The organism is Saccharothrix sp. BKS2 (assembly GCF_047689505.1).
Lineage (GTDB): Bacteria > Actinomycetota > Actinomycetes > Mycobacteriales > Pseudonocardiaceae > Actinosynnema > Actinosynnema lopnurensis.
Genome location: NZ_JAUQOL010000006.1, coordinates 287483 through 306861 on the forward strand (window position 1 = coordinate 287483; position 19379 = coordinate 306861).

The 19379-nt window shown below is 73.6% G+C and carries 23 protein-coding genes; 12 read left to right on the forward strand and 11 right to left on the reverse strand.

Going from position 1 to position 19379, the window contains the following annotated elements; all coding sequences use genetic code 11:
* Nucleotides 1-89 precede the first annotated feature (89 nt).
* The 5 genes from Q5530_RS14955 to hrcA form a co-directional block, all read right to left on the reverse strand.
* On the reverse strand, nucleotides 90-449 hold the full coding sequence (locus Q5530_RS14955; RefSeq protein ID WP_415362799.1) for a histidine triad nucleotide-binding protein: 360 nt from the start codon (nucleotides 447-449) through the stop codon (nucleotides 90-92).
* Nucleotides 450-459: 10 nt separating this feature from the next.
* A complete protein-coding gene (locus tag Q5530_RS14960; protein ID WP_380636642.1) occupies nucleotides 460-1062 on the reverse strand; it encodes an alpha/beta hydrolase family protein in 603 nt (200 codons plus the stop codon).
* 282 nt (nucleotides 1063-1344) lie between these two features.
* The gene (locus tag Q5530_RS14965) at nucleotides 1345-2079 is read right to left on the reverse strand and encodes a 16S rRNA (uracil(1498)-N(3))-methyltransferase (RefSeq protein ID WP_415362801.1); all 735 of its coding nucleotides are present in this window, start codon (nucleotides 2077-2079) and stop codon (nucleotides 1345-1347) included.
* Nucleotides 2076-3224, reverse strand: coding sequence for a molecular chaperone DnaJ (gene dnaJ, locus Q5530_RS14970; RefSeq protein ID WP_415362802.1), 1149 nt, complete (start codon nucleotides 3222-3224; stop codon nucleotides 2076-2078). Before dnaJ ends, Q5530_RS14965 begins: the two co-directional genes overlap by 4 nt.
* Before the next feature lie 82 nt (nucleotides 3225-3306).
* A complete protein-coding gene (hrcA, locus tag Q5530_RS14975; RefSeq protein ID WP_380636647.1) occupies nucleotides 3307-4332 on the reverse strand; it encodes a heat-inducible transcriptional repressor HrcA in 1026 nt (341 codons plus the stop codon).
* 109 nt (nucleotides 4333-4441) lie between these two features.
* Between hrcA and Q5530_RS14980 the strand changes: the two genes are divergently transcribed.
* Nucleotides 4442-5176 carry a GNAT family N-acetyltransferase gene (locus Q5530_RS14980; RefSeq protein WP_415362803.1) on the forward strand — a complete coding sequence of 245 codons (735 nt, stop codon included), beginning with the start codon at nucleotides 4442-4444 and terminating at the stop codon, nucleotides 5174-5176.
* 95 nt (nucleotides 5177-5271) lie between these two features.
* Nucleotides 5272-6606: a hypothetical protein gene (locus Q5530_RS14985; protein ID WP_415362804.1), complete on the forward strand. Its 1335-nt coding sequence runs from the start codon at nucleotides 5272-5274 to the stop codon at nucleotides 6604-6606.
* Nucleotides 6607-6652: 46 nt separating this feature from the next.
* On the opposite strand, the gene hemW is transcribed toward Q5530_RS14985, so the two are convergent.
* On the reverse strand, nucleotides 6653-7867 hold the full coding sequence (gene hemW / locus Q5530_RS14990; protein WP_415362805.1) for a radical SAM family heme chaperone HemW: 1215 nt from the start codon (nucleotides 7865-7867) through the stop codon (nucleotides 6653-6655).
* A gap of 302 nt (nucleotides 7868-8169) precedes the next feature.
* Between hemW and Q5530_RS14995 the strand changes: the two genes are divergently transcribed.
* Genes Q5530_RS14995 through Q5530_RS15035 form a run of 9 tightly spaced genes read left to right on the forward strand, consistent with a single transcriptional unit; the run spans nucleotide 8170 to nucleotide 16418 of the window.
* Nucleotides 8170-9861 (forward strand): nitrite/sulfite reductase, encoded by a 1692-nt coding sequence (locus Q5530_RS14995; protein ID WP_380636659.1) that lies wholly within the window; start codon nucleotides 8170-8172, stop codon nucleotides 9859-9861.
* On the forward strand, nucleotides 9858-10019 hold the full coding sequence (locus Q5530_RS15000) for an Insertion element protein (RefSeq protein ID WP_380636663.1): 162 nt from the start codon (nucleotides 9858-9860) through the stop codon (nucleotides 10017-10019). The genes Q5530_RS14995 and Q5530_RS15000 overlap by 4 nt, the downstream gene beginning before the upstream one ends.
* Nucleotides 10016-10717: a phosphoadenylyl-sulfate reductase gene (locus Q5530_RS15005; RefSeq protein ID WP_380636667.1), complete on the forward strand. Its 702-nt coding sequence runs from the start codon at nucleotides 10016-10018 to the stop codon at nucleotides 10715-10717. The genes Q5530_RS15000 and Q5530_RS15005 overlap by 4 nt, the downstream gene beginning before the upstream one ends.
* On the forward strand, nucleotides 10714-11613 hold the full coding sequence (gene cysD / locus Q5530_RS15010; protein ID WP_380636670.1) for a sulfate adenylyltransferase subunit CysD: 900 nt from the start codon (nucleotides 10714-10716) through the stop codon (nucleotides 11611-11613). The genes Q5530_RS15005 and cysD overlap by 4 nt, the downstream gene beginning before the upstream one ends.
* Complete coding sequence (locus Q5530_RS15015; protein ID WP_415362807.1) at nucleotides 11613-12932, forward strand: sulfate adenylyltransferase subunit 1; 1320 nt, start codon at nucleotides 11613-11615, stop codon at nucleotides 12930-12932. The genes cysD and Q5530_RS15015 overlap by 1 nt, the downstream gene beginning before the upstream one ends.
* Before the next feature lie 13 nt (nucleotides 12933-12945).
* Nucleotides 12946-14022 (forward strand): ABC transporter substrate-binding protein, encoded by a 1077-nt coding sequence (locus Q5530_RS15020; protein ID WP_415362808.1) that lies wholly within the window; start codon nucleotides 12946-12948, stop codon nucleotides 14020-14022.
* Between the two features lie 23 nt (nucleotides 14023-14045).
* Complete coding sequence (locus tag Q5530_RS15025; RefSeq protein WP_415362809.1) at nucleotides 14046-14834, forward strand: ABC transporter ATP-binding protein; 789 nt, start codon at nucleotides 14046-14048, stop codon at nucleotides 14832-14834.
* Nucleotides 14821-15693 (forward strand): ABC transporter permease, encoded by an 873-nt coding sequence (locus tag Q5530_RS15030; RefSeq protein ID WP_415362811.1) that lies wholly within the window; start codon nucleotides 14821-14823, stop codon nucleotides 15691-15693. Before Q5530_RS15025 ends, Q5530_RS15030 begins: the two co-directional genes overlap by 14 nt.
* Complete coding sequence (locus Q5530_RS15035) at nucleotides 15690-16418, forward strand: sirohydrochlorin chelatase (RefSeq protein WP_415362812.1); 729 nt, start codon at nucleotides 15690-15692, stop codon at nucleotides 16416-16418. Before Q5530_RS15030 ends, Q5530_RS15035 begins: the two co-directional genes overlap by 4 nt.
* 110 nt (nucleotides 16419-16528) lie before the next feature.
* On the opposite strand, the gene Q5530_RS15040 is transcribed toward Q5530_RS15035, so the two are convergent.
* Together Q5530_RS15040 and Q5530_RS15045 are read right to left on the reverse strand one after the other, a co-directional pair.
* On the reverse strand, nucleotides 16529-16990 hold the full coding sequence (locus tag Q5530_RS15040) for a MarR family winged helix-turn-helix transcriptional regulator (RefSeq protein ID WP_380636677.1): 462 nt from the start codon (nucleotides 16988-16990) through the stop codon (nucleotides 16529-16531).
* Nucleotides 16987-17589, reverse strand: coding sequence for a DJ-1/PfpI family protein (locus Q5530_RS15045; protein WP_415362814.1), 603 nt, complete (start codon nucleotides 17587-17589; stop codon nucleotides 16987-16989). Before Q5530_RS15045 ends, Q5530_RS15040 begins: the two co-directional genes overlap by 4 nt.
* Nucleotides 17590-17650: 61 nt before the next feature.
* Between Q5530_RS15045 and Q5530_RS15050 the strand changes: the two genes are divergently transcribed.
* A complete protein-coding gene (locus tag Q5530_RS15050) occupies nucleotides 17651-18427 on the forward strand; it encodes an enoyl-CoA hydratase-related protein (RefSeq protein WP_415362815.1) in 777 nt (258 codons plus the stop codon).
* Here Q5530_RS15050 and Q5530_RS15055 read toward each other — a convergent pair.
* Genes Q5530_RS15055 through Q5530_RS15065 form a run of 3 tightly spaced genes read right to left on the reverse strand, consistent with a single transcriptional unit; the run spans nucleotide 18424 to nucleotide 19374 of the window.
* Entirely contained in the window at nucleotides 18424-18723 is a 300-nt protein-coding gene (locus Q5530_RS15055) for a barstar family protein (RefSeq protein WP_415362817.1), read from the reverse strand. The two genes, Q5530_RS15050 and Q5530_RS15055, sit on opposite strands and share 4 nt — an antisense overlap.
* The gene (locus Q5530_RS15060) at nucleotides 18720-19139 is read right to left on the reverse strand and encodes a ribonuclease domain-containing protein (RefSeq protein WP_415362819.1); all 420 of its coding nucleotides are present in this window, start codon (nucleotides 19137-19139) and stop codon (nucleotides 18720-18722) included. Before Q5530_RS15060 ends, Q5530_RS15055 begins: the two co-directional genes overlap by 4 nt.
* 10 nt (nucleotides 19140-19149) lie before the next feature.
* The gene (locus Q5530_RS15065; RefSeq protein WP_380636688.1) at nucleotides 19150-19374 is read right to left on the reverse strand and encodes a hypothetical protein; all 225 of its coding nucleotides are present in this window, start codon (nucleotides 19372-19374) and stop codon (nucleotides 19150-19152) included.
* Between the last annotated feature and the right edge of the window lie 5 nt (nucleotides 19375-19379).

Here is a 19379-nt window from a genome sequence, read left to right on the forward strand (position 1 = left end):
CGCCCAGGGGGTCAGGTCCGGGGGACCAGGCCCGGGACCAGGCCCGAAGGTCAGGCCAGGGACCCAGGCCCGGAGGTCAAGCTCGGGGATCAGGCCAGGGGGCCCAGGGCGCGGCCGCCGAGGACGTGCAGGTGGGCGTGGAACACGGTCTGCCCGGCGTCGCGACCGGTGTTGAACAGCAGCCGGTAGCCGCTGTCGGCGATGCCCTCGGTCTTGGCGACCTCGCCCGCGGCCAGGAACAGGTCGTCGAGGACGCCGGGCGCGGCGGCGGCGAGGGCGGCGGCGTTCTCCACGTGGACCTTGGGCACCAGCACGACGTGCGTGGGCGCCTGCGGGGTGATGTCGCGGAAGGCCAGGGTGGTGTCGGTCTCGTGCACCACGGTGCCCGGGACCTCGCGGGCGACGATGCGGCAGAACAGGCAGTCGGACGTGCGCGGCAGGCTGGACATGCGCGGCAGGTTATCGGGCCAGGCGCAGGGCGGCGTCGCGGCAGGCGGCCCACGCCCCGGTCCCGACGGTGATCACGTCCAGGTGCCCGGCGCCGGGCAGCTCGACCAGCTCGGCGCCGGAGGCGCGGGCGAACGCGGCGCTCTGCTCGAAGGGCACGTCCTCGTCGGCGGTGCCGTGGACCAGCACGATCGGCTTGTCGATGGGCAGCAGGGCGGTGGGCGAGGCGTCGGCGTAGCGCTCGGGCACCTCGTCGGGTGTGCCGCCGAGCAGTTCGGCGGCGCGCCGGGTGATGGCGGGGTGGCCGAGGAGATCCAGTACACCGGCCTGGGCGACGGCGCCGACGACGCGGGGGTGGCGGGCGGCGGCCCACACGGCGAGGTGCCCGCCCGCGGAGTGACCGAGAGTGACCACGGGGCCGAGGGCGGGGTCGAGGGCGTCGATCGCGGCGAGGACGTCGTCACCGGTGGCGGGCCAGCCGCCACCGCCTGTTACCCGTCGGTACTCGACGTTGTGGGCGGCGGCGCCGTGGGCGACGAGGTCGGCGGCCAGGGGGCGGCCGAGTTCGAGCCCATAACGCTGGTGCCAGAAACCACCGTGGATTACCACGATCACCGAAAACGATTCACCGGGCGGGGTGGAAAACTCCGCGAACTGGCTGGGGTGCGCCCCGTAGGTGATGCGCAAGGAAAACCTCGTTATCGGAGGAACGCAAAAAGAGGCCGCGTCGTGGTGGGACCTGGGGGTCGTCCCACCACGACGCGGCGGCGCCGGACCGAGGGGGGAGGTGTCCGGCGTGTCCGGGGTTCGGGGACCGCTCCCGGTCGGACCAGGGCGACCCCTCTGGCCAGAAGCGTAACCCCTGTGTCGGCCATTCGCCAGAAGAGGCGGGAACCATTACCGCCAGCGATCGGTCAGCACACCCAGCGCACCCAGGGCCACCGCCGCGGCGGTCGACGCGCGCAGGACGTCAGGGCCCAGTCGCACCGCGTGCGCGCCCGCGGCGGTCAACGCGGACAATTCCTCGTCGGTGATCCCGCCTTCGGGTCCGACCACCAGCAGCACGTCCCCCGAAGCGGGCAGCGGAACCGATCCGAGGGCCGACGAAGAGGATTCGTGCAAAACCAATGCGACCGCGGACGAGGCGGCCAGCCGGGCGAGTTCGGCGGTGGAGGCGGGCGCGGCGACGGACGGCACGCGGGCGCGCCGGGACTGCTTGGCGGCCTCGCGCGCGGTGGCGCGCCAGCGTTCGAGGGCCTTGGCGCCGCGCGGCCCGTCGTCCCACTTGGTCACGCAGCGCGAGGCCCGCCACGGCACGACGGCGTCCACGCCCGCCTCGGTGGCCAGCTCCACGGCCAGTTCGCCGCGGTCGCCCTTGACCAGGGCCTGCGCCAGGACCACGCGCACGGCGGGCTCGGGCACGGTCCGGCGCTCGACGACCTCCAGCGCGAGGGCGTCCCTCAGCACCTCGGTGACCACGCACCGCGCCTGCTCCCCCGAGCCGTCGGAGAGCACCAGCTCCTCACCCGCGCGCAACCGGCGCACGGTGGCCGCGTGCCGCCCCTCCGGCCCGTCGAGCAGCGCTGACGGGCCGGGAGGCAGTGCGGTCACGAGGAAGACCGGCGGGGTCACCGGTGGTTGCGACCGGAGCGCAGCCGGGAGAACAGCCCGCCGCCGCCCTTGCCGTTGTGCGCCAGGGTCGGCTCGTCCTCGCCGCGCACCACGGCCAGCTCGCGCAGCAGCTCGGCCTGCCGGGTGTCGAGCTTGGTGGGCACCACGACCTCCAGGTGGACGTGGAGGTCGCCGTGGCCGTCGATGCGGCCGCTGGAGCGCAGCCGGGGCATACCGCGCCCGGTGAGCACCAGCTCGGTGTTCGGCTGGGTGCCCGGCTCGATCTCCAGCTCCTCCTCGCCGTCCAGGGTCTGGAGCGGCAGCACCGCGCCCAGGGCGGCGGTGGTCATCGGGACGCGCACCGAGCAGTGCAGGTCGGCGCCGTCGCGCTCGAAGACCTCGTGCGGCACCTCCTCGACCTCCACGTACAGGTCGCCGGCCGGTCCGCCGCCGGGTCCGACCTCGCCCTGGCCCGCGAGCCGCACGCGCATCCCCTCGGCCACGCCGGCCGGGATCTGCACCGCGATGGTGCGCCGCGAGCGCACCCGGCCCTCGCCCGCGCACTGCTGGCACGGGTCGGGGATGACCTCGCCGAAGCCCCGGCACACCGGGCACGGGCGCGCGGTGACGACCTGGCCCAGGAAGGACCGCTGCACCGACTGCACCTCGCCGCGGCCGCCGCAGGTGTCGCAGCGCACCGGGGACGAGCCCTCGGCGGTGCCGCTGCCCACGCACCGGTCGCACAGGATCGCGGTGTCCACGGTCAGTTCCCGCGAGGCGCCCGCGGCGCACTCCTCCAGCGTCATCGACAGCCGGATGAGGGCGTCGGAGCCTGGCTGCACGCGGCTGCGCGGCCCGCGGCCGCTGCCGCCGCCCGCGCCGAAGAACGCGTCCATGATGTCGCCCAGCCCGAAGCCCGCGAACGGGTCGCGCATCCCGGCTCCGCCGCCACCCGGTTCCAACGGGTCGCCGCCCAGGTCGACGACCTGCCGCTTCTTGGGGTCCGATAGGACCTCATAGGCGGCGGTCACCTCCTTGAAGCGCGCTTCCTCGTTGGGGTTGACGTCCGGGTGCAGCTGCCGCGCGAGCTTGCGGTAGGCGCGCTTGATCTCCTCGGGTGTCGCGTTCTTGGAGACACCGAGCGTGCCGTAGTAGTCCCTCGCCACCGTGTTTCCTCCTGCGGGCGCGTTCGGGCACGCGCTCGCTCGCTTGCGAAACGTCCTGCGGGACCGCGGTGTTCCCCCGTCGTCACCGCCCGGTCAGGATCTCACCGACGTAGGTGGCGACCGCTCGCACGGCCGCCATCGTGCCCGGGTAGTCCATCCTGGTAGGTCCCACCACTCCCATGCCGCCGAGCAGGTTGTCCCGGCTTCCGTAGCCGATGGACACGACGGAGGTGCTGCGCATCTCCGCCGCTTCGTTCTCCTCGCCGATGCGCACCAGGATCGTGCCGGGGTCGCTGGCGGCGGCCAGCAGCTTGAGCACCACGACCTGCTCCTCCAGCGCCTCCAGCACCTGGCGCAGCGAACCGGGGAAGTCTGCCACGTTCCGGGTGAGGTTCGCCGTGCCACCCAGCACCAGGCGCTCCTCGGGGTGCTCGACCAGCGATTCGATGAGCACGGTGCTGACCCGCGTCATGGCGTCGCGCAGCTCAGCGGGGGCCTGGTCGGGCAGTTCGGCGACCTCCGCGGAGGCGTCGGCCAGCCGCTTGCCGACCATGGCCGAGTTGAGCACCGAGCGCATCCGGGCGACGTTCTCCTCGGTGATCACGTCGCCGAGGTCGACCGAGCGCTGGTCCACCCGGCCGGTGTCGGTGATCAGCACCAGCACCAGCCGCGCCGGTGTGATGGCCAGCACCTCCAGGTGGCGGACGGTGGAGCGGCTGAGCGTCGGGTACTGCACCACCGCGACCTGGCGGGTCAGCTGGGCGAGCAGCCGGACGCTGCGGCGCAGCACGTCGTCGAGGTCGTAGGCGCCTTCCAGGAAGTTGTGGATGGCCTTGCGCTCCGCCGTCGACAGCGGCTTGACCTCGCTCAACCGGTCCACGAACAGGCGGTAGCCCTTGTCCGTGGGCACCCGGCCGGCGCTGGTGTGCGGCTGGGTGATGTAGCCGTCCTCCTCCAGCGCGGCCATGTCGTTGCGCACGGTGGCGCTGGAGACGCCCAGGTTGTGCCGTTCGACGAGCGCCTTGGAACCGACCGGCTCCTGGTTCGACACGTAGTCGGCGACGATCGCGCGCAGCACCTCGAACCTGCGCTCATCGGCGTTCACCACGCGTCACCTCCACACCCGGCCGGACCCTGCACCCAGAGTTTACGGAGGTGGCGGCCATCTTCGTAAAAGTCGTTCGCCCCGGGTCGCCGGGTGTGGGACAACCTGCGGTGTGCTTCCCCGGATCCAGGACAACCTGCGCGAGTCGATTCGGGCGGGCGCGGTGCGCGTCGGGCCGTTCCTCGCCCACTTCGACGCCCACAGCGACAACCCCTTCATGAACTACGCGGTGCCCGACGACGGCGCCGAACCGACCGCCGCCGAGGTGGAAGCCCTGGTCACGGCCTTCCGCAAGCGTTCGCGCACGCCCCGGCTGGAGTACCTGCGGCCCGCACCCCCGGTGGACGCGGCGCTGGCGGCGGCCGGGTTCGAGGTGGACCAGCTGCTGCCGATGATGGCGCTCGACGAGCTGCGGGTGCCCGAGGCGCCGACCGGGCTGGTGCTGGGTCCGGCGACCTCGGACGAGGACCTGCTGGCGGCGTGCGTGGTGCAGAACACGGCGTTCGGGGTCGAGGGGACGGCGGGCGAGCCGGACGTGGCGCGGCAGCGGGAGCTGCTGCGCGAGGGCGGCGTGGTGGTGCTGGCCCGGCTGGGCGGCGAGCCGGTGGGCGCGGGCTCGCACACGGCGCCGCGGGACGGCCTGGCGCAGGTGGCGGGCATCGCGGTGCTGCCGGCGTTCCGGGGGCGGGGTATCGCGTCGGTGGTGTGCGCGGAGCTCACCGCGCGGGTGCTGGCGGCGGGGCTGCGGCCGTTCCTGGAGACCGAGCCGGACGGCAAGGTGACCCGCCTGTACGGGCCGCTGGGGTACCGGACGATCGGGGAGTCGGCGTCGATCTCGCTGAGGTGACCGGCTGCGGGTGACCGGCTGCGGGTGACGGCCCAGGCTCGCCGGACGGGAACCGCCACCCGCACCTCCCCGTGCGGTGATTAGGGTCGCGCTTCGTGGCCTACGTCATCGTCCTGCCCCATTCACCGGGTGCGCTGAACTCGTTCACCAAGAACGTGTCGAAGCAGCTCGGTCGGCCGGAACAGCGCTACCCGCACCTCTGCGCCGTATTCAGCCCCTCGACCAGCGGACGAGAACCCGATTTTTCGCACCTGGGACTCGTGTTCCGCATGGGCGAGGGCACCAGCGACTACGAACGACGGTTATCGGTCCACCACGTTCGCGCGTTGGCCGAGGCAGTGCCACCGCGAAGCTTGATCCCGTTCTTGGAGAAAGCGACTGCCACCCGGGTCGCGGAAGCGTTGGACGCCCGGGAAGCGGTGCTCCCCCAGAGCACCGCCACCGCGCTGCTGGACGCGCTGGTCAAAGCGAGCCCGTCCTCGGCGAGGGTGGTCGAATGGTTCCGCTCGGCCCAGGACGACAGGCGGCTGATCCGCTCGAACCGGGCTGCCATCTGGCAGTACGAGCGCGAGGCGGCGAACCTCGGCCTGGCCATAGCGGGGATCGAATTCAGCTTCGCCGAAAATTGGCACCAGCCAGAGCACGACAAGCCGTTCTTCGCCGGTGTTGAAGGTGCCGAACCGGCCTTGGCGAGGCTCAAGAGGAAGTCCAACGAGTCACACCTCATCGAGCACGACGCCAGCTTGTTCCCGGACTGGCAGGAGGGAGGGCAGTACCAGCAGCACATCCGGACCTTCATCGACGGTCACCGACGGATGGAGGTGATGAACGTCAACGCCGACCCCGTTGAAAGCCTCCTGGGCGTCGATTTGATCTATTATCACGTGAACACCCGCAGCATGATCATGGTGCAGTACAAGAGACTGAACGAAAAACGACGGGTTTACGCGGACGAGCGCTTCCGGTCACAGCTCCTGCGCATGCTCCGGGTCAACAGCCTGAGCAGCTCTTCGAAAAAATCGGCTGATTGGCGTTTCGGCTCGGACGCGTGTTTCTTCAAGCTGGCCAAGGCCACGGACATGGACCCGTTCTCGGACAAACTGGTCGACGGCCTGTACCTGCCGGCTTCATACGCGCAGAGGGTGCTCGGCGAATTGACACCGAAAGATCAGACCGGCGTTTCACTCGGGTACGACAACCTCGACCGCTGGTTGCACAACACGATGTTCCTCGACTTGGCCAAGGAGGGATGGATCGGTACCTCCGGCATCTCGGTCGAGGACGTCGAGAACTTGGCGGCGCAGTCACTCGAAGACCACCACTCCGTGGTCTTCGCCAAAGATCAGACCGATGAGTCCCGGCGGGAACGGCAGCAACGGGCGAGGTCCCGGGCGCCACGTCAGCGGAGAACCGCCGGTCCGGCCCGGTGACGCCGAACGGCCGTCATCGCACGATGGCGACTCGGCGGCGGCCTGCTCAGGTGAGCCTGCGCACCACCGCGTCGGCCAGCAGCCGGCCCCGGTCGGTGAGCACGCACCGCCCCGCGGCCAGCGCCGCCGGGTCGAGCAGGCCGTCCGCCGCGGCCACCTCCGCCTCCGCCCGCCCCTCCGCGTCGAGCACGTCCAGCGGCAGCCCGGCGGCCAGGCGCAGCTCCAGCAGCACCCGCTCCACGCGCCGGTCGTCCCCCGACAGCTCCTCGCGCCCGGCGGCCGGGGACGTGCCCGCCGCGAGCAGCCCCGCGTACTTCGCCGGGTGCTTGACGTTCCACCAGCGCAGGCCGCCGACGTGGCTATGCGCGCCGGGGCCCGCGCCCCACCAGTCGGCGCCCCGCCAGTACAGCAGGTTGTGCCGGCACCCCGCCGCCGCGTCCGCCGCCCAGTTCGACACCTCGTACCAGGTCAGCCCCTGTTCGGTCAGGGCCCGGTCGACCTGCTCGTACTTGTCGGCCAGCACGTCGTCGTCGGGCATCGGCAGTTCGCCGCGCCGCACCCGGCGGGCCAGCGCGGTGCCCTCCTCCACGATCAGCGCGTACGCCGAGACGTGGTCCACGCCCGCACCGCGCACCGCGTCCAGGGAGGCCCGCAGGTCGTCGGCGGTCTCCCCCGGCGTGCCGTAGATCAGGTCCAGGTTGACGTGGTCGAAGCCCGCCTCCCGCGCCTCCCGCGCCGCCGCGACCGGCCGGCCCGGCGTGTGGGACCGGTCGAGCACGGCGAGCACGTGCCGGGCCGCGGACTGCATCCCCAGCGACACCCGGGTGTAACCCGCGTCACGGATGGCCCCGAAGAACGCGGGCGAGGTCGACTCCGGGTTGGCCTCGGTGGTCACCTCCGCGCCCGGCGCCAGGCCCACCGAGGCGCGCACCGCGTCCAGCACGGCGGCCAGCCCGTCGGGTCCGAGCAGGGACGGCGTGCCGCCGCCCACGAACACCGTCTCGGCCGCCGGCGGCGCGCCCAGGACCCGCGCGGCGAGGTCCAGCTCGCGCCGAAGGCCCTCCAGCCACGACTCGGGCGAGGCGGAACTGCCCAGCTCACCGGCTGTGTAGGTGTTGAAGTCGCAGTAGCCGCACCGGGTCGCGCAGAAGGGCACGTGGACGTAGACGCCGAACGGCCGGGAGCCCAGCCCGGCGAGGGCGGTGGCGGGCAGCGAGCCGTCGGGGGGCGCGGGATCACCGGCGGGCAGGGCGGAGGGCATGGCCTCCAGTGTCCCATCTACCAGCCCTTACCAGTCCTGTGGACCCCGTCCCACCATGCGGATGGAGGTGGACCACAACATGGACGCGTGGCACGCTGAGGTCATGACTTCGACCGGAATCCGCCTGGTGGTCCGCCGCCACGTCGACTTCCGGCGCGTCTCCAGCGCGATGTGCCGTCGTTCGGCCTGACCCGCGCTGACCTGTAGTTCCGTCGGCGCCGGGCTGCGCTGACGAGGATCCCACCGCGGCTCGCCCCGGGACTTCGCACGCGCCCAGCGCCCCGAATCCCCGGAGGACGAGGATGGTCCCCCCGACGACCTCGGCGAGCACGACGCCCCGCGCCAAGCAGCGCCGAGGCGAGGGGCAGTGGGCGCTGGGCTACCGCGAGCCGCTGAACCCGAACGAGCGGAGCAAGAAGGACGACAACCCGCTCAACGTGCGCGCGCGGATCGAGAACATCTACGCCCACGGCGGCTTCGACTCCATCGACCCGGCCGACCTGCGCGGCCGGTTCCGCTGGTACGGCCTCTACACCCAGCGCAAGCCCGGCATCGACGGCGGCCGCACCGCCACCCTGGAGCCGGAGGAGCTGGACGACGAGTACTTCATGCTGCGCGTCCGCATCGACGGCGGCCGGCTCACCACGCAGCAGCTCGCGCTGATCGGGGAGCTGTCCCAGACCTACGCGCGCGACACCGCCGACATCACCGACCGGCAGAACGTCCAGTACCACTGGATCCGCGTCGAGGACGTCCCGACGATCTGGCAGAAGCTGGAGGCCGCGGGGCTGACCACGATGGAGGCGTGCGGCGACAGCCCGCGCGTGATCCTCGGCTCCCCGGTCGCGGGCATCGCCGAGGACGAGGTGGTCGACGGCACCCCGGCGATCGAGGAGATCCTGCGCCGCTACATCGGCGACCCGCGCTACTCGAACCTGCCGCGCAAGTTCAAGACCGCGATCTCGGGCCTGCCGGACGTGGCGCACGAGATCCACGACGTGGCGTTCGTCGGCGTGGTCCACCCCGAGCACGGCCCCGGCTTCGACCTGTGGGTCGGCGGCGGCCTGTCCACCAACCCGATGATCGGCAAGCGGCTGGGCGCGTGGGTGCCGCCGGACGAGGTGCCGGACGTGTGGGAGGGCGTGATCGCGGTCTTCCGCGACTACGGCTACCGCCGGCTGCGGCACCGGGCGCGGATCAAGTTCCTGGTCGCCGACTGGGGCCCGGAGAAGTTCCGCGAGGTCCTGGAGACCGAGTACCTGGAGCGGAAGCTGGTCGACGGCCCCGCGCCCGAGGTGCCCGACGTGCCGCGCGACCACATCGGCGTGCACCGGCAGCGGGACGGCCTGTTCTACGTCGGCGCCGCCCCCATCGCCGGCCGGGTGTCCGGGTCGACGCTGGTCGAGGTCGCCAAGGTGGTCGAGCGGGCCGGGTCCGGCCGGGTGCGCCTGACCCCGCAGCAGAAGCTGGTCGTGCTCGACGTGCCGGAGGCCGAGGTCAAGGCCCTCCAGTCCGACCTGGCCAAGCTGGGCCTCCAGACCGAGCCGTCGCCGTGGCGGCGGGGCGTGATGGCGTGCACCGGCATCGAGTTCTGCAAGCTCGCCATCGTCGAGACCAAGGCCCGCGCGGTGGAGCTGGTGACCGCGCTGGAGGCGCGGCTGGCCGACGTCGTGGCCGGGGTCACCGCGCCCGTCTCGGTGCACATCAACGGCTGCCCCAACTCCTGCGCCCGCATCCAGACCGCGGACATCGGGCTCAAGGGCCAGATCGTCACCGACGCCGACGGCAACCAGGTCGAGGGCTTCCAGGTGCACCTGGGCGGCGGCCTGGGCCTGGACGCCGGGTTCGGCCGCAAGCTGCGCGGGCACAAGGTCACCGCCGCCGAGCTGTCGGACTACGTCGAGCGGGTGGTGCGCCACTTCGTCGCCCAGCGGGAGCCCGACGAGCGGTTCGCGCAGTGGGTCGCCCGCGCCGACGAGGACGCCCTCCGATGAGCGAGCGCGCCACCCCGTTCTACTGCCCCTACTGCGGGGACGAGGACCTCCGCCCCGAGGAGGAGCCGGCCCACTCGTGGCTGTGCGCCTCCTGCCGCCGCGTGTTCACGGTCAAGTTCGTGGGTCTCAACCTTCCACAGAAGGAGGTGCAGCGGTGACCGCCCCCACCAGGCTCGACGAGTTGAAGGTGATCGCCGAGGCCGCCTCGGTCGAACTGGCGGACGCCAGTGCCGAGGAGGCGTTGGCCTGGACCGCCCGCACGTTCGGCGACAGCTTCATCGTCGCGTCGAACATGCAGGACGCCGTGCTGATCGACCTGGCCACCAGGGTCAAGCCGGACGTCTCCGTGCTGTTCCTGGAGACCGGCTACCACTTCGCCGAGACCACCGGCGTGCGCGACGCGGTCGAGCTGGTCTACCCGGAGGTGCGGATGGTCAACGCCGCCGCCGAGCAGTCGGTGGCCGACCAGGAGGCGGAGTTCGGCCTGCTGCACCGGACGGACCCCGCCCGGTGCTGCCACCTGCGCAAGGTGGTGCCGCTGCGGCGCGAACTGGCCAAGTACGACGCGTGGGTGACCGGCGTGCGCCGGGTCGACGCGCCGACGCGCGCGGACACCCCGGTCGTCCAGTGGGACGAGCGCAACGGCCTGGTGAAGGTCAACCCGATCGCGCCGTGGTCCGACGACGAGTTCAACGACTACCTCCACCGGCACGGGATCCTGGAGAACCTGCTGGTCCAGCAGGGGTACCCGTCGATCGGCTGCGCCCCGTGCACGGCGAAGCCGCTGCCGGGTCAGGACGCGCGCAGCGGCCGGTGGGCCGGGCTCGCCAAGACGGAATGCGGGTTGCACGGATGACGACAGCCCTGGACACGCTGGACCGCCTGGAGTCCGAGGCGATCCACATCTTCCGCGAGGTCGCGGGCGAGTTCGACCGGCCGGTGATCCTGTTCTCCGGCGGCAAGGACTCCACGCTCCTGCTGCACCTGGCGGTCAAGGCGTTCTGGCCCGCCCCGGTGCCGTTCCCGCTGCTGCACGTGGACACCGGGCACAACTTCGACGAGGTCATCGAGTTCCGCGACCGCGTGGTGGCCCGGCACGGGCTGCGCCTGGAGGTGGCGAAGGTCCAGGACTTCCTGGACGACGGCCGGCTCACCGAGCGCCCGGACGGCACGCGCAACCCGCTCCAGACCGTGCCGCTGCTCGACGCCATCACCACCCACCGGTTCGACGCCGTGTTCGGCGGCGGGCGCCGGGACGAGGAGCGGGCCCGCGCCAAGGAGCGGATCTTCAGCCTGCGCAACGCGTTCGGCCAGTGGGAGCCGCGCCGCCAGCGCCCGGAGCTGTGGAACCTCTACAACGGCCGCCACCGCCCCGGCGAGCACGTGCGCGTGTTCCCGCTGTCCAACTGGACCGAGCTGGACGTGTGGCGCTACATCGCCCGCGAGGGCATCGAGCTGCCGTCGATCTACTACGCCCACCACCGCGAGGTGTACCTGCGGGACGGGATGTGGCTGGCCGAGGGCCCGTGGGGCGGTCCGCGCGAGGGTGAGCGGCTGGTCGGCAAGACCGTCCGCTACCGGACGGTCGGCGACGGGTCGTGCACCGGCGCGGTCGAGTCCGACGCCGCGGACATCGAGGCCGTCATCGCCGAGGTGGCCGCCTCGCGGCTCACCGAGCGCGGCGCGACGCGCGCGGACGACCGGCTGTCCGAGGCCGCCATGGAGGACCGCAAGCGGGAGGGCTACTTCTGATGAGCGACCTGTTGAGGCTCGCCACGGCGGGCAGCGTCGACGACGGCAAGTCCACCCTGGTCGGGCGGCTGCTGTACGACACCAAGTCCGTGCTGGCCGACACCCTGGACGCGGTGCACCGCGCCAGCGCCGACCGCGGCCTGACCACGCCCGACCTGTCCCTGCTGGTCGACGGCCTGCGCTCGGAGCGCGAGCAGGGCATCACCATCGACGTCGCCTACCGCTACTTCGCCACGCCGGCGCGCTCGTTCGTGCTGGCCGACACCCCGGGCCACGTGCAGTACACCCGCAACACGGTGACCGGCGCGTCCACCGCGCAGCTCGGCGTGCTGCTGGTCGACGCGCGCAAGGGCGTGATCGAGCAGACCCGCCGGCACGCGGCCGTGCTCGCGCTGCTGGGCGTGCCGCGCCTGGTGCTCGCGGTGAACAAGATCGACCTGGTCGACTTCGACGAGGTGACCTTCTCGCGCATCGCCAAGGAGTTCACCGCGCACGCCACCGCGCTGGGCTTCCCCGAGGACGCCGTGGTCGGCATCCCGGTCTCGGCGCTGGCGGGCGACAACGTGGTGGAGCGCTCCGCGCGCACCCCCTGGTACGGCGGCCCCACGCTGCTGGAGCACCTGGAGACCGTGCCGGTCGAGCCGGACCCGCACGACGCGCCGTTCCGCTTCCCGGTGCAGTACGTCATCCGGCCGCGCACCGCCGAGCACCCCGACTACCGCGGCTACGCGGGCCTGGTCGCGGCGGGCACCGTGCGGGTGGGCGACGAGGTGGCCGTGCTGCCGAACGGGCTGCGCACGACCGTCACCGGCATCGACACCGCCGACGGCCCGCTGGAGCAGGCCGCCGCCGGCCGGTCGGTGACCCTGCTGCTGGAGCACGACCTGGACATCTCGCGGGGCGACCTGATCTCGGCCGCGGCCGTGCCGCCGACCGTGACCGACGAGCTGGACGCCACCGTGTGCTGGCTGTCGGAGAAGCCGCTGGTGCCCGGCGCGCGCGTGCTGGTCAAGCACGGCACGCGCACCGTCCAGGCGATCGTCACGCGGCTGCGCACCCGGTTCGACGAGCAGCGGCTCGCCCGCACCGACGGGCCCGACTCGCTGGAGCTCAACGAGATCGGCCAGATCGACCTGCGCACGGCCGAGCCCATCCCGGTCGACGACTACGCGCGCCACCGCCGCACCGGCTCGTTCCTGGTCATCGACGCCGCCGACGGCAGCACGCTGGCCGCCGGGCTGGTGGGCGCGCCGCTGCCGGAGCTGGGCGACGACGCCGTGGAGCGGGACAGCCGCGCCCTCGTCTCCCCCGGCCCCTGAGGGGTCCGCGACCGTGAGCACACGACGCCGGTTCCTGGGCACGTCGCTGGCGGCGCTCGTCGCCCTCACCGCGCCGACCGGGTGTTCCCGGATCGACCGCGGCGAGGGCGCGCCGGCGCGGGACCTGGGGCCCGCGGCCGAGGTCCGCCTCGGCTACTTCCCCAACCTCACCCACGCCCCCGCGCTGATCGGCGTGGACCAGGGCCTCTTCGCCCGGGAACTCGGCGGCACCGCGCTCACCACCCAGACCTTCAACGCGGGGCCCGACGCGGTCAACGCGCTGCTGGGCAGCTCGCTGGACGTGGCCTACCTCGGCTCCGGCCCCGCGATCAACGCCTACGCGAAGTCCGGCGGCGAGGCGGTCCGGCTGGTCGCGGGCGCCGTGTCCGGCGGCGCCCAGCTCGTGGTCCGGCCCGGCATCGACGCGCCCGGGGACCTGCGGGGCAGGGTCGTCGCGAGCCCCCAGCTGGGCAACACCCAGGACGTGGCGCTCAAGAGGTGGCTGGTCGACCAGGGCCTGCCCGTCGGCGTGGACCCCGGCCAGGTCGTGGTGACCAACGCGGAGAACCCGAAAGCGCTGGACCTGTTCCGGCGGGGCGACGTGCACGCCGCGTGGGCGCCGGAGCCGTGGTCGTCGCGGCTGGTGCTGGAGGCGGGCGCGGAGGTGCTGCTGGACGAGGCGCGGCTGTGGGAGGGCGGCCGGTTCCCGACCACGGTGGTGCTGGTGCGGACCAGGTTCCTCCGGGAGCACCCGGCGACCGTCCGGGCGCTGCTGCGCGGCCACCTGGCGGCCACCGGGCTCGCGCGGACCGACGGGCCCGCGGCGAAGCGGGTCGTCAACGCCGCGCTGGAGCGCCTCACCGGCAAGGCGCTGAGCGGGCCGGTGCTCGACCGCGCGTTCGACCACGTCGAGCTGACCCCGGACCCGCTGGCCGGGACCTTCCCGCGGCTGGCGCGGGACGCCGTCACCGCGGGGGTGGCGAAGCGGGCCGCGGACGTGGCCGGGCTCGCCGACCTGACGCTGCTGAACGAGGTGCTCGCGGAAGCGGGCGAACCGACCGTGGACACCGCCGGGCTGGACGAGAAGTGACCCGAGGGAAGGCAGGCACCACCATGACCGCCACGCTGGAGAACCCGCCGGCGGCGTCCGATGTGGACGCCGCGGTGACCCTGACCGGGGTGCGCAAGACCTTCGGGCACGGCTCCTCGACCGTCGTCGCGCTCGACGGCGTCGACCTGCGGGTCGCGCCGGGCGAGTTCGTGTGCCTGCTGGGCGCGTCCGGCTGCGGCAAGTCGACCCTGCTGAACCTGGTCGCCGGGCTCGACGCGCCCTCCGCGGGCAGCATCGAGCTGACCACCTCGCGGCCCGCGGTGATGTTCCAGGAGGCCGCGCTGATGCCGTGGCTGACCGCGGCGCGCAACGTGGAGCTGCCGCTGCGGCTGGCGGGCGTCAAGCGCGGCCCGCGCCGCGAGAAGGCCGACGAGCTGCTGTCGCTGGTGCGGCTCGCCGGCGCCGGGCACAAGCGGCCCCACGAGCTGTCCGGCGGGATGCGGCAGCGCGTGGCCCTGGCCCGCGCCCTGGCCTCCACCCTGGGCGGCGCCCGGGACGACCGGGGCGGCCTGCTGCTGATGGACGAGCCGTTCGCGGCGCTGGACGCCATCACCCGCGACGTGCTCCAGGCCGAGCTGGTGCGGGTGTGGCGGGAGACCGGCACGGCGGTCCTGTTCGTCACCCACGACGTGCGCGAGGCCGTGCGCCTGGGCCGGCGGGTGGTGCTGCTGTCCTCGCGGCCGGGCCGCGTGGTGCGCGAGTGGGACACCACCGGCGCCGACGAGGCCGACCTGATCGGGGACATCACCGGCAGGCTGCGCGAGGTGATCAGCGGTCATGCCGCGGCTTGACGCGGACCTCTCGGCCGTCGGCGCCGGCCTGGACGCGCTCGACGCGCCGGCGCGGGAGCGGCGGCCCTCGCTGGGCAGGCGGTTCGTCCGCACCACCCTGCCGCCGCTGATCGCGTTCGGCCTGCTGATCACCGCGTGGCAGGCGCTGTGGGCGCTGGCGCTCTGGCCGGAGTACCAGCTCCCGTCGCCCGGCGCGGTGTGGGGCGAGGTGGTCGAGGCGGTCGAGACCGGCCGCGCGGTCGAGGTGCTGTGGACCTCGGTGCACCGGGCGGTGCTCGGCTTCCTCACCGCCGTGGTGATCGCCACGCCGCTGGGCCTGCTCATCGCCAAGGTGCGCGTGGTGCGGGCGGCCATCGGCTCGCTGCTGACGGGGCTCCAGTCGCTGCCGTCGGTGGCGTGGGTGCCCGCGGGCATCCTGTGGTTCGGCGCCACCCCGACCACCATCTTCTTCGTGGTGCTGATGGGCTCGGTGCCCTCGATCGCCAACGGGCTGGTGTCCGGGGTGGACCAGGTCCCGCCGCTGCTGCCGCGGGTCGGGCAGGCCCTGGGCGCCGGTCGCCTGGCGTCGGCCCGCCACATCCTGCTGCCCGCCGCGCTGCCCGGCTACCTGGCGGGGCTCAAGCAGGGCTGGGCGTTCTCGTGGCGGTCGCTGATGGCGGCGGAGATCATCGCCACCTCGCCGCAGCTGGGCGAGGGCCTGGGGCAGTACCTGCACAACGGCTCGTCGCTCAACGACATCTCGGTGGTGATCGCGGCGATCTTCCTGATCCTGCTGGTCGGCGTGGGGATCGAACTGCTGGTGTTCCGACCGCTGGAGCGGGCCGTGCTGCGGTCGCGCGGGCTGGCGGGCGCGCTGTGACCGCGCTGGTGGCCGTGGCGCACGGCAGCCGGGACCCCCGGTCGGCGGCGACCGTGCGCGAACTGCTGGACGTGGTCCGGGCGCTGCGGCCGTCGCTGGACGTGCGGGCCTCGTTCCTGGACCTGTCGGCGCCGCTGCTGGGCGACGTGCTGCGCGCGGTCCGCGCCGACGGCCACCGCTCGGCCGTGGTGGTGCCGCTGCTGCTGGGCAAGGCGTTCCACGCGCGGGTCGACGTGCCGGGCGCGGTGGCCGAGGCCCGCGCGCCCGGCCTGGACGTGGCGATCGCCGACGTGCTCGGCCCGGACCCGCGGCTGGAGTCGGCCGCCCTGCGGCGGCTGGCATCGGTGGGCGTGCGCTCGGGCGACCGGTCGCTGGGCGTGGTCCTGGCGGGCGCGGGTTCCTCGCACGCCCCGGCCAACGCGCTGGTCTCGTCGATCGCGGCCCGGTGGGCGGCGGGCTCGGGGTGGGCGGGGGTGGAGCCGGCCTTCGCCGCGTCCGCGGCGCCGGACGTGCCGACCGCGGTGGGGCGGCTGCGGGCGCGGGGGGCGCGGCGCGTCGCCGTGGCGTCGTGGTTCCTCGCGCCGGGCCTGCTGCCGGACCGGGTGGCGCGGCTGGCCGGGGAGGACGCGCTGATCGCCCCGCCGCTGGGGTCGGACCCGGAGGTGGCGGAGCTGGTGCTGCACCGCTACGCGAGCGCGCTGGTCCCGCTGGCCCGGACCGCCTGAGGAGCGGGCCGGCCGAGACCCGGACCGGGGCTGAGACCCAGGCCGGCTGGAGAGCGGACCGGCTGGGGAGCGGACCGGCCGAGACCGGGCCGGCGACGACGGGCCGAGGGTCACCCCCGGTCCCGCTCGTCCTCCTCCAGCGCCTCCACCAGCCGCTCCATCACACCCAGCGCCGTGCGCAGGTCGGCCAGGTCCACCCGGGCCGAGATGCGGTTGGTGAACGCGTGCTGCGCCGCGGTCAGCCCGCGCACCGCCGCGTACCCCGCCGCGGTCGGCCGCAGCAGCTTGGCGCGCTTGTGCGCCGGGTTCGGCAGGTACTCGGCCAACCCCCTGTCCACCAGCAGGTCGGCGATGCGCTGCACGCTCTGCCTGGTCAGGCTCATCTCCCGGGCGATGCCGGACACCGGCAGCGGCTCCCGCAGCACCGCGCCGAGCACCTGCCACCACGCCGCGGTCAGGCCGACCGGCGCGGTCATCACCTCGGCGGCCGCGAGGAAGCCGCCGTAGAGGCGGAACGTGCGCATGATGACCTCGGTCAGCACGTCCCCGGCCTCGGTGCGCGGCTCGGTCACGCTCCCACCAGCCTGCCGAACCAGGCCGGGTCGCCCGTGCGGTGCAGGCCGTACCACGCCTCCAGCACCTCGTCCGGGTAGAGGTCCAGCTCGGCGAAGACCTCGCGGGCGAACTCCAGCGGCGACGCGCCACCCGCGGTGATCACGCCCCGGTCCCGCACCGCCCGCTCAGCCCCGAACCGGTCGGCCCCGGCGTAGCCGCCCAGCTCCTCCACCGCGTTGCCGGTGTGCCGCCGGTCGTCCAGCAGACCTTCGGCCGCCAGGCCGGCGACCGCGCCGCAGATGCCGGCCACCGGCACGCCCGCCCCGACCCAGCGCCGGGCGGCCGCGCCGAACGGGACCAGCTCCCCGGTCGACCAGGCGTCCGCGCCGGGCAGGACCAGCATGGCGCTGTCGGCCGGGTCGGCGTCGGCCAGCACGAGGTCCGGCACGATCCGCAGCCCGCCGATCGTGGTCACCGGCTCGGGCCCGGCCCCGACCGCCCGCACCCGGAAGCGGCCGGGCTCCCGCTGGAACGCCGGGTTGTTGACCCCGGCCGCCACGTACCCGAACTCCCAGTCGGCCAGGCCGTCGTACACCGCGAGGTGGATCGTCTTCATGACAGCATCCTGTCAAGTTGACAGCACACTGTCAAGAAATCGCCGTCGTAGAGTGCGGCCCATGGCAGACGAGCTGGTCCACTACGAGGTGCGGCGCGGCATCGCGACGATCACGCTGGACTCCCCCCGCAACCGCAACGCCCTGTCCCGGCAGCTGCGCGCCGAGCTGACCGCGCACCTGGACACCGCGACGGCCGACGACGCCGTGCGGGTGGTCGTGCTGAGCCACACCGGACCGGTGTTCTGCTCGGGCATGGACCTCAGGGAGGCGGGCGGCGCGAGCGCCGACCAGCAGGGGGTCAACGAGTTCCCCGCGATCCTGGAACGGCTGTGGACCAGCCCCAAGCCCGTGGTCGCCCGCCTGGCGGGCCCGGCCCGCGCCGGCGGCGTCGGCCTCGTGGCCGCGTGCGACATCGCGATCGCGGTGGACACCGCCACCTTCGCGTTCAGCGAGGTCCGCATCGGCGTGGTGCCCGCGGTCATCTCGGTGACCGTGCTCCCCCGCCTGCTCCCCCGCGCCGCGCACGAGCTGTTCCTGACCGGCGAGACGTTCGCCGCCCCGCGCGCCGCGGCCATCGGGCTGATCAACTCGGCGGTGCCGGCGGAGGGGCTGGACGACGAGGTGACCCGCTACACCGACATGCTCGCGCTGGGCGCGCCCGGCGCCCTGGCCGCCACCAAGCGGGTGCTGCGCGAGCCGCGGGCGGAGGACCTGGGCGTGGCGTTCGCCGACATGCTGGAGCTGTCCGCGCGGCACTTCGGCGGTCCCGAGGGGCAGGAGGGCATCGCCGCGTTCGTGGCCAAGCGCCCGCCGTCCTGGGTGCCGTCGGGCGACTAGGACGCGGGTCGGCCACCACCCGGTCGGCGATCGCGGACGACGGTCAGCCTGCGGTCGCCGACCTCCCGGGTCCGCGCCTCGGCGTCGGCCAGCACCGCCTCGACCGCCGCGTCACCGCCCTCCCACACCAGCACGTGCTCGCCGGGCGGCAGCCAGGACAGGTCGGTGAGGCAGTCGTAGAGGGCGTCGAGGTTGTGGCCGAACCAGTCGGGGAAGTCCAGCGCGTCCGCGACGGCGGCGAGGACCTCCGCCCGCGTGCGGGCGCCCGCACGGACCCGGTGCCGGTGGGTGCTCACCGGGTCACGTCCACCACGACGAACGACGCGTAGTGGTCACCGGTGTAGAACACCTCGTCGGCCGCGCCCGTCACCAGGCGACGCGCGCCGCGGTCGTCGCTGCCGGGGGTGGGCACGGTGTACTCCCGGTAGTGGTCGCGGGCCTGCTGGGGCAGCCGCTTCTCGCGGTTCTGGAACGTCACGCCGTCGTTGCGCGGGTACGGGAACGGCCCGCCGCGCCCGATCAGCTCCCAGGTCTCGCGGACCTGCTCGGGCAGGTCCGACAGCTCCTCCACCGGCAGCCCCGAGGACGCGCCCGGCACCGGCGCCGAGGTCGGCCCCTGGGCCGTGCCGGTCACGTCCTTGGCGAAGTAGCCGACCACGACCAGCGCGATCAGGCCCAGCAGTGCGACGGTCAGGCGGCGAGCGGGAGTCACGTCCGCGAGCCTACGAACCGCTGCCCGCGTCCGTCTCGCCGGGCTGGGCGGGCGGCACCTTGGGCACCGGGTTGAACCTGGTCGAGGCGTTGTCCACGACCCGGTCGATCAGCCGGGCCGCGCCCAGGCACAGCGGCAGCAGCACACCCATGAGCAGCGCGAACTGGAACGGGAAGGCCAGCTGCGCCATCCACAGCTCGACCCCGTCCCACCACTGCTGGAAGGCGTCCACCACGGCAC